The sequence below is a fragment of the Geofilum rhodophaeum genome, assembly GCF_002210225.1.
Taxonomy (GTDB): Bacteria; Bacteroidota; Bacteroidia; order Bacteroidales; family Marinilabiliaceae; genus Geofilum; species Geofilum rhodophaeum.
Genome location: NZ_MWUJ01000001.1, coordinates 78307 through 93395, shown reverse-complemented (window position 1 = coordinate 93395; position 15089 = coordinate 78307). Strand labels below are relative to the sequence as shown.

At 48.7% G+C, this 15089-nt stretch carries 11 protein-coding genes; 7 read left to right on the top strand and 4 right to left on the bottom strand.

The features are described 5' to 3' along the window. Window position 1: 1 nt before the first annotated feature. The 3 genes from B4W65_RS00360 to B4W65_RS00350 all read left to right on the top strand — a co-directional run bounded on the left by B4W65_RS00360 (window position 2) and on the right by B4W65_RS00350 (window position 5247). Window positions 2-637 carry an MBL fold metallo-hydrolase gene (locus tag B4W65_RS00360; protein WP_088653124.1) on the top strand — a complete coding sequence of 212 codons (636 nt, stop codon included), beginning with the start codon at window positions 2-4 and terminating at the stop codon, window positions 635-637. Window positions 638-809: 172 nt separating this feature from the next. Then, window positions 810-3665 (top strand): aminomethyl-transferring glycine dehydrogenase, encoded by a 2856-nt coding sequence (gcvP, locus tag B4W65_RS00355; RefSeq protein WP_088653504.1) that lies wholly within the window; start codon window positions 810-812, stop codon window positions 3663-3665. 13 nt (window positions 3666-3678) lie between these two features. Then, window positions 3679-5247, top strand: coding sequence for a glycoside hydrolase family 28 protein (locus tag B4W65_RS00350; protein ID WP_240509431.1), 1569 nt, complete (start codon window positions 3679-3681; stop codon window positions 5245-5247). A 35-nt stretch (window positions 5248-5282) separates the two neighbouring features. Here B4W65_RS00350 and B4W65_RS00345 read toward each other — a convergent pair whose 3' ends face one another. From B4W65_RS00345 to B4W65_RS00330, 4 genes are all read right to left on the bottom strand, one after another. Further along, a complete protein-coding gene (locus B4W65_RS00345; RefSeq protein ID WP_088653122.1) occupies window positions 5283-6239 on the bottom strand; it encodes a LacI family DNA-binding transcriptional regulator in 957 nt (318 codons plus the stop codon). Between the two features lie 131 nt (window positions 6240-6370). Further along, the gene (locus B4W65_RS00340) at window positions 6371-7183 is read right to left on the bottom strand and encodes a BT1926 family outer membrane beta-barrel protein (RefSeq protein ID WP_088653121.1); all 813 of its coding nucleotides are present in this window, start codon (window positions 7181-7183) and stop codon (window positions 6371-6373) included. Between the two features lie 83 nt (window positions 7184-7266). Further along, window positions 7267-9144 carry a coiled-coil domain-containing protein gene (locus B4W65_RS00335; RefSeq protein ID WP_146697675.1) on the bottom strand — a complete coding sequence of 626 codons (1878 nt, stop codon included), beginning with the start codon at window positions 9142-9144 and terminating at the stop codon, window positions 7267-7269. 461 nt (window positions 9145-9605) lie between these two features. Next, entirely contained in the window at window positions 9606-10460 is an 855-nt protein-coding gene (locus tag B4W65_RS00330; protein WP_146697674.1) for an emp24/gp25L/p24 family protein, read from the bottom strand. A gap of 431 nt (window positions 10461-10891) precedes the next feature. On the opposite strand from B4W65_RS00330, the gene B4W65_RS00325 reads away from it, so the two are divergent. The 4 genes from B4W65_RS00325 (at window position 10892) to B4W65_RS00305 (ending at window position 15081) form a co-directional block, all read left to right on the top strand. Continuing rightward, on the top strand, window positions 10892-11470 hold the full coding sequence (locus B4W65_RS00325; RefSeq protein WP_146697673.1) for a hypothetical protein: 579 nt from the start codon (window positions 10892-10894) through the stop codon (window positions 11468-11470). Window positions 11471-11853: 383 nt separating this feature from the next. Next, on the top strand, window positions 11854-12468 hold the full coding sequence (locus B4W65_RS00315; protein ID WP_088653116.1) for a V-type ATP synthase subunit E: 615 nt from the start codon (window positions 11854-11856) through the stop codon (window positions 12466-12468). Beyond that, the gene (locus B4W65_RS00310) at window positions 12468-13328 is read left to right on the top strand and encodes a DUF2764 family protein (RefSeq protein ID WP_088653115.1); all 861 of its coding nucleotides are present in this window, start codon (window positions 12468-12470) and stop codon (window positions 13326-13328) included. Before B4W65_RS00315 ends, B4W65_RS00310 begins: the two co-directional genes overlap by 1 nt. Continuing rightward, window positions 13315-15081 carry a V-type ATP synthase subunit A gene (locus B4W65_RS00305; RefSeq protein WP_088653114.1) on the top strand — a complete coding sequence of 589 codons (1767 nt, stop codon included), beginning with the start codon at window positions 13315-13317 and terminating at the stop codon, window positions 15079-15081. The genes B4W65_RS00310 and B4W65_RS00305 overlap by 14 nt, the downstream gene beginning before the upstream one ends. Window positions 15082-15089 lie beyond the last annotated feature (8 nt).

Genomic DNA, 15089 nt, shown 5'->3' with positions numbered 1-15089 from the left:
TATGCAAGTAAAAACATTGACATTTAATCCTTTTCAGGAGAATACCTATTTGCTGTACGACAATTCAGGCGAATGCGCCATCGTGGATCCGGGGATGTTGGATGCCGGAGAGGAGCAGCAGCTGACTGCTGCGCTTGAAGCGCTGCAACTGAAGCCCGTAAAGCTTATTCAGACTCATTTGCATCTCGATCATGTGTTTGGCACCCGTTATGTGGCAGAGACTTATGGTTTGGAGGTAGCGGCGCATGCCGATGATTTTTTTATGGTGGAGCAGCATAAGGAATACGCCTTGAATTTTGGCATTCAGGTCAGTGCCAATCCGCCCATGCCCAAGGTGGTTTTAAACGAAGGCGATGTGCTGCGTTTTGGTGAAACCGAGCTGCAGATACTGCATGTACCAGGACATTCGCCCGGCAGCGTGGTTTTTTATCATCCGGAAACCCGGCAGTTGATTGGTGGGGATGTTTTATTTCAAGGCAGTGTGGGGCGCACCGACTTGCCCGGCGGCAACCATGAGCAGCTGATTACCGGCATTCAACAAAAGTTGATGGTGCTCCCCGATGAGGTAAAAGTGTATCCAGGGCACGGTCCCCACACCACCATTGGTGCAGAAAGAGCAGGGAATCCTTATTTGTAGGCTATGGCCTGCTTTATTCATAGGTTTTCGAGACCTGTTGCTTAAACAGCAATAAATAAGATATGAATATTGCAGGCTTGGTGCAGGTCTTGGTTTTTGCAGCGTGATTGTTGGGTTTTTTTGTATATTCAAGCATTGAATTTTACCATCGTTTAACCTCATTTTGCTGCCTATGTCCCTCGATTCTTTTGCGCAACGCCATATTGGTCCCCGTCCCGACGACATCCAGGAGATGTTGAAAACACTGGGAGTGGAAACGCTGGACCAATTGCTGGACCAGACCCTGCCGGCTTCCATACGTTTGTCTGCACCTTTAAATTTGGGTGAAGGGCTAAGCGAAGCTGCTTTTTTGCAGCGTATGCGCGAGTTGGCCTCAAAAAATAAGGTCATGAAGACCTATATCGGGATGGGTTATTATGGCACGCATACCCCCTCGGTAATCCTGCGTAACGTTTTGGAAAACCCGGTGTGGTACACTTCCTATACCCCCTATCAGGCTGAAATATCGCAGGGGCGACTCGAAGCACTGCTTAATTTTCAGACCATGGTTTGCGAACTTACCGGCATGCCGCTGGCCAATGCCAGTCTGCTCGATGAGGCCACAGCAGCAGCTGAGGCCATGATTTTAATGTTCAACGCACGTAGTAAAGACCAACAAAAGGCGGGTGTTGATACCCTTTTGGTACAGGCCTCCGTTTGGCCGCAAACCCGGGCGGTTTTGGAGACCCGCGCTTTGGGCTTGGGGATTCATCTTGAGTTTGCTTCCGAAGGGGACTTGGTTTTTGAAAAGGACCGGCACTTTGGTGTGTTGTTACAGTATCCCGATGCCAGTGGTTGCCTGGACGACAGACGCTCGCTGGTGGAGTTCGTGCATGCAGCAGGAGGCAAGGTGGCCGTGGCCACCGATTTACTTGCCTTAACTTTGGTTTGTCCCCCCGGTGAATGGGGGGCAGATATTGTAGTGGGCTCCGCACAGCGCATGGGTGTGCCCATGGCCTATGGCGGTCCCCATGCCGCCTTTTTTGCCGTTCGTGAAGAATTAAAACGCCAACTCCCCGGTCGCATCATTGGCGTGAGTCGCGATGTGCACGGCAAACCGGCGCTTCGCATGGCGCTGCAAACCAGGGAGCAACACATTAAGCGCGAAAAGGCCACATCCAATATATGTACGGCGCAGGCACTCTTGGCCACCATGGCCGGGTTTTATGCTGTGTATCACGGACCCGATGGTCTGCGCAGCATGGCCAGCAGGATTCATGCTTATGCCGGATCTTTGTCCGAAGGCCTCGAGCAGATCGGCTTGACACGACTGAATCCCGTGTTTTTCGACACCTTACATTATCGCTTGCCCAAAGGACCTTCTACCGAAAAATTGCGGAGTATGGCCCTTTCGCGCGGCATCAACCTGCTTTATACCGGGGTCAGCCAATTTGGCATCAGTCTCGACGAAACCACCACGGCTCAGGATGTGAAAGATCTGCTGACCCTGGTGGCGGATTGCATCGGGGCGGAGTCGCCCCAACTGGAATTGAAGGAACAGCTTAAGTTGCCCGCAAATTTGCTGCGTAAGACCGATTTTATGCAGCAGGAGGTCTTTTTGCGTTACCGTTCCGAAACAGAAATGATGCGCTACATAAAGCGCTTGGAGCGCAAGGATATCTCTCTGGCCCATTCCATGATCTCTTTGGGTTCCTGCACCATGAAATTGAATGCCGCCAGCGAAATGTTTGCCATCAGCTGGCCTGAGTTTGCTGCCTTACATCCCTTCGTGCCGCTTGATCAGGCTCAGGGCTACCACGAAATGATGGCTGAGTTGCGGGCCGATTTGGCTGAGATTACCGGCTTTGCCGATGTGAGTCTCCAGCCCAACTCCGGAGCCAATGGCGAATATGCCGGTTTGATGGTGATTCGTGCCTGGCACGAACACCAGGGTCAGCCTCAGCGGGATGTGGCACTGATTCCCGCCTCCGCCCACGGAACCAATCCCGCCAGCGCAGTGATGGCCGGTCTGCAAGTGGTGGTAGTGGCTTGTGACGAGCGTGGAAATATTGATATGGCCGACTTGCGACTGAAAGCTGACGAGTATAAGGAACGCCTGGCTTGTGTAATGGTTACCTACCCCTCTACCCATGGTGTTTTTGAAGCCTCCATAAAAGAGTTGTGTGAGCTGGTCCATACCTACGGGGGGCAGGTTTATATGGATGGGGCCAATATGAATGCCCAGGTGGGATTGACCAGTCCCGGTTTTATAGGAGCGGATGTTTGTCATTTGAATTTACATAAGACTTTTGCCATTCCGCATGGTGGGGGCGGACCAGGTGTTGGGCCTATAGCCGTAGCCTCGCATTTGGTCGACTTTTTGCCGGGGCACCCCGTAATTGACAACCGGCGGCCGGCCATCTTAACCGTGGCTGCTGCCCCCTGGGGCAGTGCAGGCGTTTTGCCCATTACTTATGGTTACATCAAAATGATGGGGGCTGAGGGACTCACTCTGGCTTCTAAAACAGCCATTCTGAATGCCAATTATTTGGCTGAGGCCCTGGAAAAAGATTATGGAATTTTGTACCGGGGAGAAAAGGGCCGTGTTGCTCATGAATTGATTCTGGAGTGCAGGCATTTGAAAGCGGCCACAGGGATAAGTGAGGTGGATATTGCCAAGCGGTTGATGGATTATGGCTATCATGCGCCGACTTTGTCGTTTCCGGTACACGGGACCCTGATGATAGAACCTACCGAAAGTGAGAGCAAGGCCGAGTTGGATCGTTTCGTTGCGGCTATGCGCAGTATTCGGCGTGAAATTTGTGAATTGGAAGAAGGGGTGGCCAACAGGGAGGACAATGTACTAAAGAATGCTCCGCACACTCAGGAAGAGCTTGTAGCCGACGATTGGCAACATGTCTATGGGCGTGAGAAAGCCGCTTTCCCGTTGGAGTGGGTTAAGGATAATAAGTTTTGGCTGAGTGTGGGACGGGTCGACGATGCCTGGGGCGATCGCAATTTGTTTTGCAGTTGTGCTGTTAATGGATAAAAAAACATCAATTATGAAGTGTTGCTTGAGAATTGTTTGGAGTTTGGCTTTGGTTGTGATGACTGGGAGTCTCCATGCCCAATTAAGAGGCGTTCAGGAAGTGCCTTATGAAATAGCACCCATGGAGGCCCCTTTTGAAGTAAGGCAATTACAGCGCCCTGAGTTTCCCGACCGCGAATTTAACATTCTGGATTTCGGTGCTCAGGAAGCTGGTCCTCAGCGGCATGTTAAAAGTACCGAGGCCATTAATGCCGCGGTGCTTGAAGCCCATCGGAGTGGAGGGGGAAAGGTTATCGTGCCAGCTGGAGAATGGCTGACCGGGCCCATCCACTTGCTCAGCCATGTTAATCTGCATTTTGCAGAGGGCTGCAAGGTGTTCTTTAGCGAGGATAAGGAAGACTATCTCCCGGTGGTTATTCAACGTTATGAGGGCGTAGAGGCCTACAACTATTCGCCATTAATTTATGCTTACCGGGTAAAAAATGCGGCCATTACCGGCAAAGGTGTACTGGATGGTCAAGCCAGGCATTGGCTCGATTGGGGCACGGTTCAGCCACGGGCAATGGCTACCAGGATGCCGTTGAGTCGCAGAACCAATTTTGGAAAGGGGTCGGGCAGCGAAGGTATGCGTCCAAATTTCATGGTTTTCTGGGAGTCAGAAGATGTTTTGGTAGAAGATGTTACGCTTCGAAACGGGCCCATGTGGAACATTCATCTGGTTTATACCACAGGCGCCATTGTGCGTGGGGTTACGGTCAACAGTGTCGATTCACACAACGGCGACGGTATTGTTGTGGATTCGTCGAGCGATATTTTGTTGGAGTACAACCATCTGGAGACCGGTGACGACGCCATCGTACTGAAGTCCGGTTTTAATGAGGAAGGCCTGGAAATAAATAGGCCGACGGAAAATGTGCTTATTCGCAATTTTTCGGCCTACGATGTGCGCACCGGCAGTGGTGGCGTGGTGTTTGGTAGCGAAACCTCAGGAGGTATCCGCAATGTGTATGTGCACGATGCACATTTTGAGCGCTGTGATCGGGGTATTCGATTCAAAACCGCACGCGGCCGGGGTAACGCGACCGAAAATATTTATGTGCGGGACATCACGTTGAAAGACATTACTTATGAGGCTTTAAATTTCAACACCTTTTATCAGGGCTCAGGAGTTGGGGTAGCTCCCTTGGTACGAAATATTGATATCCGCAATATAAAAATCGATGGCGTACCTAAAGCAATTGTTCTGATTGGTTTACCCGAGAAATGGCTGGAAGACATCTACCTGGAAAATATTGAAGTTGTTAATGCTGAGGAGGGCATTCGATTGGAGCGGGTGAAAAACCTCCATATGAATAATGTTGCTGTGAGCTCTAAAGAACGCGCCATGGTGATGGATGATGTGTTTGAGCTGTACGCCGGTGGGCTGAAGCTGAAAGACAAGTCCAATGCCAAACCGATACTTGTTAAAGGGCGTTACAGCGGGGTACTGGTGATGGGCGACTTTCCTCTGAAAGACATTGAGCTGGAGGAGGGCTTGCGCAGCGATATTTTGATGGATAGAGCGCCGGATGCAGAATGGTGATTGTTTGCGCAATGTTTTTTAAGCTGCCGTTTGTTTCAGGTATACAGGCGGCAGCTTGCAGGCAGCACCTGAATCTTTGATGTTGGTTTGGGCCTGCCTTTGATCCAGGCGCTTATGTTTTGGGCCAGGTGCGAATAATCCAGATCGGCAGCACTGACCTGGGGTTGGGCCCATTCGAAGCGCGGCGAACAGCCCAGCGTAGAAAAGGCCATGCTGCTGAGGCTTTCGTATGGGTGTCCTTTCAGATAGACCAGTGCTTCCAAAAGCAGTTTCGGGTTTTCAAAGATAACCGCTTTGGTCTGTTTGTCGGCCAAACGGTGCAAGGCCTCGGGCAGTTCCTTGCTGTTCGAAAGGCATTGCAGCAAATGACCGTTCATGCCAAAGCGTTGGAGGTAGGCCTCCTGAAACACTTTGGCCGGTTCCGGGGAAGTGTCCGACAGTCCGATGTAGCCAATGGCTTTCCGGTGGTGTTGAAAATGATGCTGTAATAAGAGATTGAAAAGTTGGGGAAGGAGGGTGGACTGTTGTCCCAGTCCGGAGGGTTGGGTAAGTGAGGGGATGAGTAAGAGCGGAATTTCACTTTCTTTCAGTACCCGGCTCCACTGAGCTGACTCTTCGTCGTCGAAGGCTACAATGGCGTCGGTCTGTCGCAGCATAAAGTCCTCGATAAGCCTGGTCTTTTCGGCCGATCCGACGGCCTTCCCGGGCAGCACGCGGTACTGAACTCTTTCCAAACCATCCATTAAATGGGGAAGTAGGTGGGCGGCCTGCTCCCGGTCCCAAATGAATCCAAGGGTGTGCGTAATGCCGCTGCTCAGGGTCTGCGCTAAAAAACTGGGCCGATAGTCCAGCTCTTCAGCCGTACGGAGAATGCGCTGCTGCGTGCTTTTACTTATTTTGTGCTGGTTGCCTTTTCCATTGAGGACAAAAGAGGCGGTGGTTTTAGATACCCCTGCCCGGGCGGCTATCGACTTTAAAGAAGCTCGTTTCATACTAAACCGGTTGAGTATATAAAACTACGGGTTTAGATGCTGACTTGCAAATGAGGAAGAAGTACCAGCAAACCGGGTATATAAAAGGGAGGCCTTTACAGACCTCCCTTGTGCTTGAGTTTGTTTTGTGCTTAAAAGCTGAAACCAAGTCGCAATACCGGCTGGGAAAGGAACAACAGGTTGTGATTGTCTGCTGTTTGAGGCGCCATCCCGGTTTGAGGATAGACTTTCTTTGCCGCATACATATAGTTAAAAGCCTTAAACTCTAACCCCAGGAAGAAACCTTCCGCCAGATAGTAGTCAACACCTGCTGTCAAGCTGCCTCCCAGTGCGTAGGTTTCGCCCTTACGTGTGTCGAGGGTAGGGATTACTTCCCCGTTGGTGTCCAGCCCCCTAAATCCATCGTAAATTTCGATGCTGGCATAAGAGACATTGGCTTGCACACCTGCAAAGGGATGCAGACGGGGAGATCCGGTACTGATGTAGTAATCTACCCCCAGGTCGCCATAAGCCTGTCGCACATTGACACCTTCCTGCATTTCGTAACCGGGAATTACTGTTCCCGGATAGTTCTCACCGCTGGGATCCTCTACTCCGCTAAGCGCATCTTTGGCCGGGGTAGATTGCAGCGCACCGCCACCACCCAGACGTACAGCCAGGTTGTCGGCCAAATGGTATTTCAGTTCAACACCCACCATGTTGGTCGCGCTGTTCGAAGTGCTGTAGCTGGCTGCATTTGGCGCAGCAAGTGCTGGCAGTGTGTTGCTGTACGATGCGTTTCGGTTTACTTCGTAGGCATTAAGGTCATAGAATGAAATGCCTCTCCCGAGTTTTACCGCCACCGAAACATCGCCGGCTTTGGGACCCAGGGATTGCGCTTTTAAAGAACTGCCAAGCATCAAAGCTGCAGCCAGTAGAAGTCCCCCTGATATTATATTTCTCATATTCTTAGGCTTATCTTTGGGTTAAACATTTTTTGGTACAGAGACAGGCAGTGCCTGTCTCTGTCTGTTGTCCAATTATCAGCCTATTCAGCAGTCTCGGTCTCGGTCTCGGTCTGCTCTGTCTCTTCGTTGGTGCCGTCGAGTTCGGCGTTTACCAATGCATAGTAATTTTCTGCTTTCTTCTGGTATACTGCCAGCTCATCTTCCAATACAGTCAGTTCGCGTTGCAGTTTGGTTTTGTAGGCTTCCCAGCTTGCAAAATCCTTGTCAATCATGGCAACAGCAGCCTCGGTTTGGTAGATGCCCTTCTCGATATTGTCCAGGTTGTCGTTGATGAGCTCTTCTTCATTCTCTAAGGCGTTTACGTAAATTGCTGTTCTGCTCAGTTCTGTAGTGAGGAAGATCTCCTGGCTGTTTAGCTCATTGTATTTTTCAACAGCCGCCCAGTAAGCAGCACGTGCCGCAAAGTAAGCTTCTTTCAATTCGGGAATACGATCCACATCAATGCTTTCGAGGTAAGCGATATAAGCTTCCACAACCGCAAGGTCAAGCTCATAATCTTCCAGCTCGGCTTCCCTTTGAGCAATACGTGCCTCGTACCATGCAATCAAATCATCAATGGTGAAAATCAGGTCGCCATCCACCCAGTTATTGTAATGGACGGTGTAGTGAGCTTCAACATCGGTCAGGTCGCTGTCGTTGATGTCATTTCTGAAGTTGGCGTAGTCTACGATGGCATCGGTCAAAGCATCTTGTGCATCTTGCAGCTCTGTCTCAGCATTGTCCATAGCTGATTCCTTTGCAGTGGTCTGGTCGGCCTGGTACTCTACCACCGCCAAAGTGTAGGCATGTTCTTTTTCAACAACCTCTTCCCGGGCTGCTTCAATGGCTGCTTCCAAATCTTCAATTTGGTCGGCATAGATGTCTTTAATTTCCAGGATTTCTTCGTAAACCAGTTCGTAGTTGCTCAAGCCTTCTTCCATGGCCTCGATGGCTGTTTCGTAGTAATCGGCTGCCTGGAAATTGTTGAACGAGGGAGTTGGGTTGGGTACATCGTAATGAACCTCCAGGAAGCTGTAAGGAATGCTTCCGCCAATACCGTTGGTGAATTGCTCGATTTTTGCAAGTGCGTTGTTGGCTTCCTGGTAGTCCGTATTAGCATTGGTGTATATGGTGCTGGCATTGGCACGCAACATGTCCTGCTTGGCCCTTTCAACACGAACCTCTTCGCGTGCAAATTCCAGGCTGTCTTCCATCTCCCTGGCATCCAGCACCGCCTCGGCAACGGTAATGCGGCCTCCGGAAACAGCTTCGTAGCGAGTTTTCCAGGCTTCCAGACTGGCCTTTTCGTTGTTGAGCTTTTCTTTTTCGATGAGCTTAAGATTCATCAAATCGTTGCTGCTGTTGTAGTATTCGGCAGTAGCGATTTCAGCTTCTTTGCCGATGATTTGGCCTTGCAGACCAGTTACTTTTGCCACAGCCTCGGTGTATTTGGCCAGGTATTCGTCCAAAGCAGGAGTAGAAACTTCTGAAATGGCGATTTCGGCTTTTAAGGCGCGAATAGAACCCTCAAGGGCTATTTTAGCATTGTTCAAAAGCACTTCTGCCTCAAGTTGTGCAGCGGCAATCTCACCTTGTTTTTGAACCTGGAACAATTCCAGATCTGCCTCCATACGGGCAATGTCGTCGGTGTTTTGTGCCTCACGCAAGTCGTTTTGGAGTTCCTGGTAACGGGCTTGTGCCGCTGCTTGTAAGGCTTTTGCCTCTTCGATTTTGGCCTGAGCCTGCACAAATGCTGCTTCGGCGTTAGCCAGTGTGGTTTCGTTGGCTGCTTTGGCGTTGATTAAAGCTGCCTGTGCTTCACGCAAGGCTTTAACGCCATCTGCTTCTTCGTTTTTGATACAGCCGAACAAGGCGCCGGCCAACAATAATGATCCTGCAAAAAGTCTGAGTTTTTTCATTGCAAAAAATCTTGGGTTAAATATTAAATGACAAAAAATAAAATGCTGTTGTGTATTTAGTACCTGTTAAGGTTAAAGGCGTTTTTCTGCGCCGCGACAAAAGTAGGTCTAATTACTGCTGTTGTGCTAAAATTATGTTGCGCTATTGATGAATGGCCTATGATTCCTGACGAAGTGTTTCATTGACTTGGCGAGTGGGCAGCTATCTGTTTTTAAATATATGTGATTGTTGTTTTGTGTTTTAAACCTTGTTTTTAGGAGGGTTTCATGTTTTTATCCTATGACATCGCCAATATCTTTCTGGGTTCTAGCAAGGTTTAATTTGTCTTATATATTATTTATTTAGTTAATATATTAGATTGGCAAGTGTTTTTTTGTACGCTTTTGTTAATGTCAAGTTGAATGGATAAAAAAAGAGCCGCTCCGACCGGAACGACTCTTTTTTTATGGATAGAAGTTGTTTACTTCTGTACTTTCACATCAATGGTGATGGTCTTGGCTTCGGTATCCAAATCTGCTACCTTGAAGATTCCTTTTTTGCCGTCCACAGTAATAAAGGCAACCAGGGCATCCTTATTAAGGAAGTTGGCCATTTTCAGATCGACATCGCTGGCGGTGTTGGCCACAATCAGGGCGTCGTTATTCATAGCGTCAAACTCCTCAACGGTAATGCCGCTAAACAGTTGGTTGAAGCGGGTGGCGTTGCGGGTAGACCAGTTGGCAACAGGCCCGTATACCTGGCCGGCTCCCGTTCCAATTATCTCGTCATTGTCGGGGGCGGTAATGGTTGCGCTGTTGTTGCTGCCGTAGAAATATACAAAATCGATGAGTTCTGAATTTTCTCCTGCAGGTGTAATTTTATACACCTCACCTGTAACAGTTGAAAAGAAACTGCCGAGTTGTGTATCGTCAAAGTTCCCCATCAGCACAGCTGTAAAGGATTCAATGTTGCTTTCTACTTCGATGCTGAAGTCGCGGGGTTTTATCTCTCCTTTGCGGTCGGTTATTCTGATTGTGGCGTAGATGGTGCCAACTTCTTCAGCTGTGATGGTAAATGAGCCGGTGTGAGAGGTGTTGGAAGTGAACTCTTCTACACTTTCTACCACATCATTATTAATCAAATGTTCGATGATGTCGAGACGATCGCTGCTGATTACAGAGTAGTTGATGGTAAGCGATTCTCCAACAGTTAGGGTTTCCGGAACGTTTCCTTCAACTGTGATATTGATAAAGGCATCATCATCTTCTGTACAGGCAGTAAAACCCATGCCTACTACCAAGACCATCATAAGGCCAAAAAGTTTAGTTCTTTTCATTTCAAATTAATTTTAGTTATTGATTGGTTTCAAAAAAAGCGTGCTTTGATTTGAAACGACACGAGGGCATTCCAAATTGGTTAAACGAGTATATGCAAAGATTGTTCCTTTTCTGTAGGCTTTCCTCATTTATGTCAACAAAGCTTGGATGCACAAAAGGATAATTGGTTGCTTTTACGGGGGCAAAGGTGGGATTTTTTATTCGGGAGTTGTGGTTAAATTGTACAAAAGTGTAGTAAATGGACTTAAGTCCTGTCGTGTTTTTGAGGCTCGGTTTTAGGTCTTGCCGCTATGGGGTTACGTTTTTAATGGATGATTTCGAGAGGGTGGTCAGGTTTTTATGATTATTGGTCATAAATGGGTAATTGTTACTTTTTGTTAACGCGGGGTTTTGCTAAGTTCGCAGCGAACCAAATTAAACCCTTATCATTATGAAATTCAGAAGAACTCATGTCCCGTTTCGACCGTTTGTGCTGTTGGTTGTTTTTGTTATTGCTGCAGTGCCTGCTTTGCTTGCAGAAGAAAGCAGTAAAAAGGAGCAGCGCCTAATTAAGCAATTGGAACAGGTTACTGAGGTCAGGACTAAGTATCTGGCCAAAATGGCAGAAGCAGATTCTTTAATTGGGGTGGGCGACACCTTGCTTTCTTCCTTGAGTGAACAAATGCATTCGGCCAGTCAGGAAATGCGCGCCGAGGCCCAGCGTTATGCCGAGGAAAAGAAGGCGGTGGAGCGCATGATTGTAAAGGTTACGCGCTCTGAGGCCAATGAGTTAAGATCCGGTATGCGTGAACTCGATGCGGAGTACCGTCAAAAATTGAGAGATTTTGATCAGTTTATGCGTGAGCGCATACGTGAATCGGAACAGCTTTTATCGACCAACAACCGGAGCGCTGCTTACAAAAAGGAGGCAGAAAAGGGTTTGCGGGAGGTGGAGCGAAGGATGATGGAGTTGCAGTTGCAGCTGCGTCCCCAGACTCAGCCGATTCAGGAGCAAGCCAGTATTCACTAGGGATTGAATCAGGCCTTTTGAACAGAACGGCCTTCTGTGTTGTTTTGCTTTAATTTGTACGACATTTTAGCGGTTGTATTGGCCCTTGGCCAATACAACTTTTTTTTTGCCTATTCTTGCAGCAGGAGCGGTTTTGCCGTGAACCTTATGGTTGTTGGCCTGTTATTAGGTGGACATTTGAAACCGCAATTTTGTTGCTTGGCGCTTTTATTTTAAGGGTTTTTTCAAATCTTTAATAATTTTGGCGCAAATCCCTTTAAACAGGGAGAATCCGTTGGCTTTTGCTTGCGAAAAGAGTTAAATTGTAAGCACTTGTCGCCTTGGTGCTTTTTGCCGGCTCGTTCGAAAAAATTATTTTTAGCAAAGTATAAAATTTAAGAGATATGCAAACGAAACTTCAGGAACTTACTGAAAAGATTTATAATGAGGGGGTTGAAAAATCCCGTCAGGAGGCCGAAGTCATTCTAAAGGAGGCCCGGGAGCAAGCTGAGCAACTGCAGAAAGAGGCAGAGAAAAAGGCGGCTGCGTTGGTAAAAGAGGCGGAGGAAAAAGCCGAAACGCTCAGAAAGCATGTCGATTCGGAGCTGAAAATGTCGATTGGGCAGGCGCTCGCTGCCCTAAAGCAGGACTTGGGCAACCAGGTGACCATGCAAGCGGTACAACCTGCTGTTAAAGAACTCTTTTCGAATCAGGATTTTTTGAAGTCGCTGGTTGAGAAAGTGGTTAAAACCTGGGCCGAAAAGGACAGCCTGGATATGCAGGTGGTTTTGTCGGCCAAGGAGCAGGAGCAATTGGATGCTTACTTCAAGAACCAATTGGCTGCCGAGCTCAACCAGGGATTGGAGTTGACTTTTTCGGAAGGTGTGAAATCCGGTTTTAAAGTGGGTCCGGTTGATGGCAGTTATCAAATCAGTTTTACCGAGCAGGACTTCAGCAATTTTTTTAAAGCTTACCTGCGTCCCAAAACCAGTGAGTTACTTTTTGAAGCGGAAAAATAATGGGAAAAAACTACTACGCATTGGTGGCAGGTTTACCCGATATTCTTCTGGAAGACAAAAAAGTACTGTACTCTTCGGCAGAATTAAGGGAAAACTTAAGTGCGGAATTGCAGCCGGCAGATTTTAAGCTGGTTCAATTGCTGTATATGCCCTTTGACCATCAAAACTTTTTGAATCGCTATTTTAAGCGGGACGAAGAGTGGGATGAGCGTGGAAATCTGCCACGGGACACCGTGGAGCAGTTACAGGATCGAAAGAGCTATGAGTCTGCCGACCTGGAGTTGTTGCCCGATTATTTTGTAGAATTTCTGGAGCAGATCCACGGCGAAGAGGGTACAGATGATTTTTATGTGGCAGAGTTACAGCTTACCAGGGCTTACTACGAACATTTGGAACAGGTCAATAATGCTTTTTTGCGTGCTCTGGCCAGCTATCACCGTACCATTGGTAATGTGATGGTGGCGCTGAATGGCCGCAAGCATAAATTGGCCTTTGATCAGGCTTTGGTGGGTGACGATGAGATTACCGCTGCGCTTCGGAAAAGCAGAACACGCGATTTCGGTCTGGCCAACGAGGTGCACGAGATGGAGCACCTTATTCAGTTGTTTGAAGGCAAGGATCTGTTGGAAAGAGAACTTCGCCTGGACAGGCACCAATGGGACTTCATAGATGAGGAGACCTTTTTTGCGTATTTTACTATTGAGAAAGTGCTGGCCTTTGTGCAAAAGCTCTTGATTGTGGAACGCTGGATGGCCCTGGATGCTGAGCGCGGTAAAGAAATGTTTAACCAATTGCTGAACGACCTGGAGGCAGGCTTTCAGTTTCCGGAAGAATTTACATTAGGATATGGAAAGAAATAATAAAACCACAGGCAAGGTGGCCGGGATTGTGGCCAACCTGGTAATCGTTGAAGTGGACGGGCCGGTGGCACAGAACGAGATTTGTTTTATCCAGCACAACGAAGAACGCCTCATGGCTGAGGTGATTAAGGTGGTTGGGGTAAATGCCTACGTTCAGGTGTTCGAGAGCACCCGTGGAGTGCGCATTGGTTCCTCGGTGGAGTTTGAAAACCATATGTTGGAGGTGAGTCTCGGACCGGGTATCCTCTCTCGCAACTACGATGGTTTGCAGAACGATCTCGACAAAATGGACGGGGTGTTTTTGAAACGGGGCGATTATACCGATCCCTTGAACCGGGTGGACAAGTGGGGCTTTAAGCCCCTGGCCAAGGTGGGCGATAAAGTGACTGCCGGCGACTGGTTGGGTGAGGTGATGGAGAACAGTGTTCCCCATAAAATTATGGTGCCCTTTAAAATGGACAAGCGCTACGAGTTGAAGTCCCTGGCCGAGGCCGGCGATTATACCGTAGACGAAACCATTGCTGTGGTGGTGGACGATGAGGGACAGGAGTTCCCGCTGACTATGGTTCAGAAATGGCCCGTTAAAATGGCGGTGCGTGCTTACAAGGACAAACCACGCCCATTTAAATTGCTGGAAACCGGAGTACGGTGTATCGACACGCTGAATCCCATTACCGAAGGAGGAACCGGCTTTATTCCCGGGCCTTTCGGAACCGGGAAAACCGTACTTCAGCACGCCATCTCTAAGCAGGCGGAGGCAGATGTGGTTATCATCGCCGCTTGTGGCGAACGTGCCAACGAGGTGGTGGAAATTTTTACAGAGTTTCCTGAGTTGGACGACCCGAGGACCGGGCGCAAACTGATTGAACGTACCACCATCATAGCCAACACCTCCAATATGCCGGTGGCCGCTCGTGAGGCTTCGGTATATACCGCCATGACTTTGGCCGAATACTACCGGTCAATGGGTTTAAAGGTGTTGTTGATGGCCGACTCTACTTCGCGTTGGGCGCAGGCTTTGCGGGAGATGTCGAACCGTTTGGAGGAGCTGCCCGGACCGGATGCTTTCCCGATGGACCTTTCGGCTGTAATCTCCAATTTTTATTCGCGTGCCGGCTTTGTTTATTTGCCCAATGGTTCCACCGGTTCCATTACCTTTATTGGAACGGTATCTCCGGCAGGGGGTAACCTAAAGGAGCCCGTTACCGAAGGGACTCGTAAGGCGGCCCGTTGTTTCTATGGTCTGTCGCAGGCGCGTGCCGACAGCAAGCGCTATCCGGCCATCGACCCCATCGACAGTTACTCCAAGTACCTCGAATATCCCGAAGTAATGGAGAATCTGAAAAAGAATGTGGGTGAAGAATGGTTGGCAGATGTTATTAAGGCCAAAGATATTTTGTTGCGTGGTAAGGAAGCGATGGAGCAAATCAATATTTTGGGCGACGATGGCGTGCCCATGGCTTTCCACGATCGTTTTTGGAAGTCGGAACTCATCGACTTTGTGATTTTGCAACAGGATGCTTTTGACGCGATTGATGCGTCTACGCCGATGGAGCGACAGAAGTACATGCTTTCCAGTGTTTTGGGTGTGGCAGATGCCGAATTCAAATACAAAGGTTTTGAAGACGTCTCCGTATTTTTCAAGGAGGTGATCAACATTTACAAGCAGATGAATTATGCCGAATTTGAGTCGGACGACTTTAAAAAACATGAGTCGGCACTTCAAGAGCTGCTCAAAGGACGCATGAACTGATTATTAAC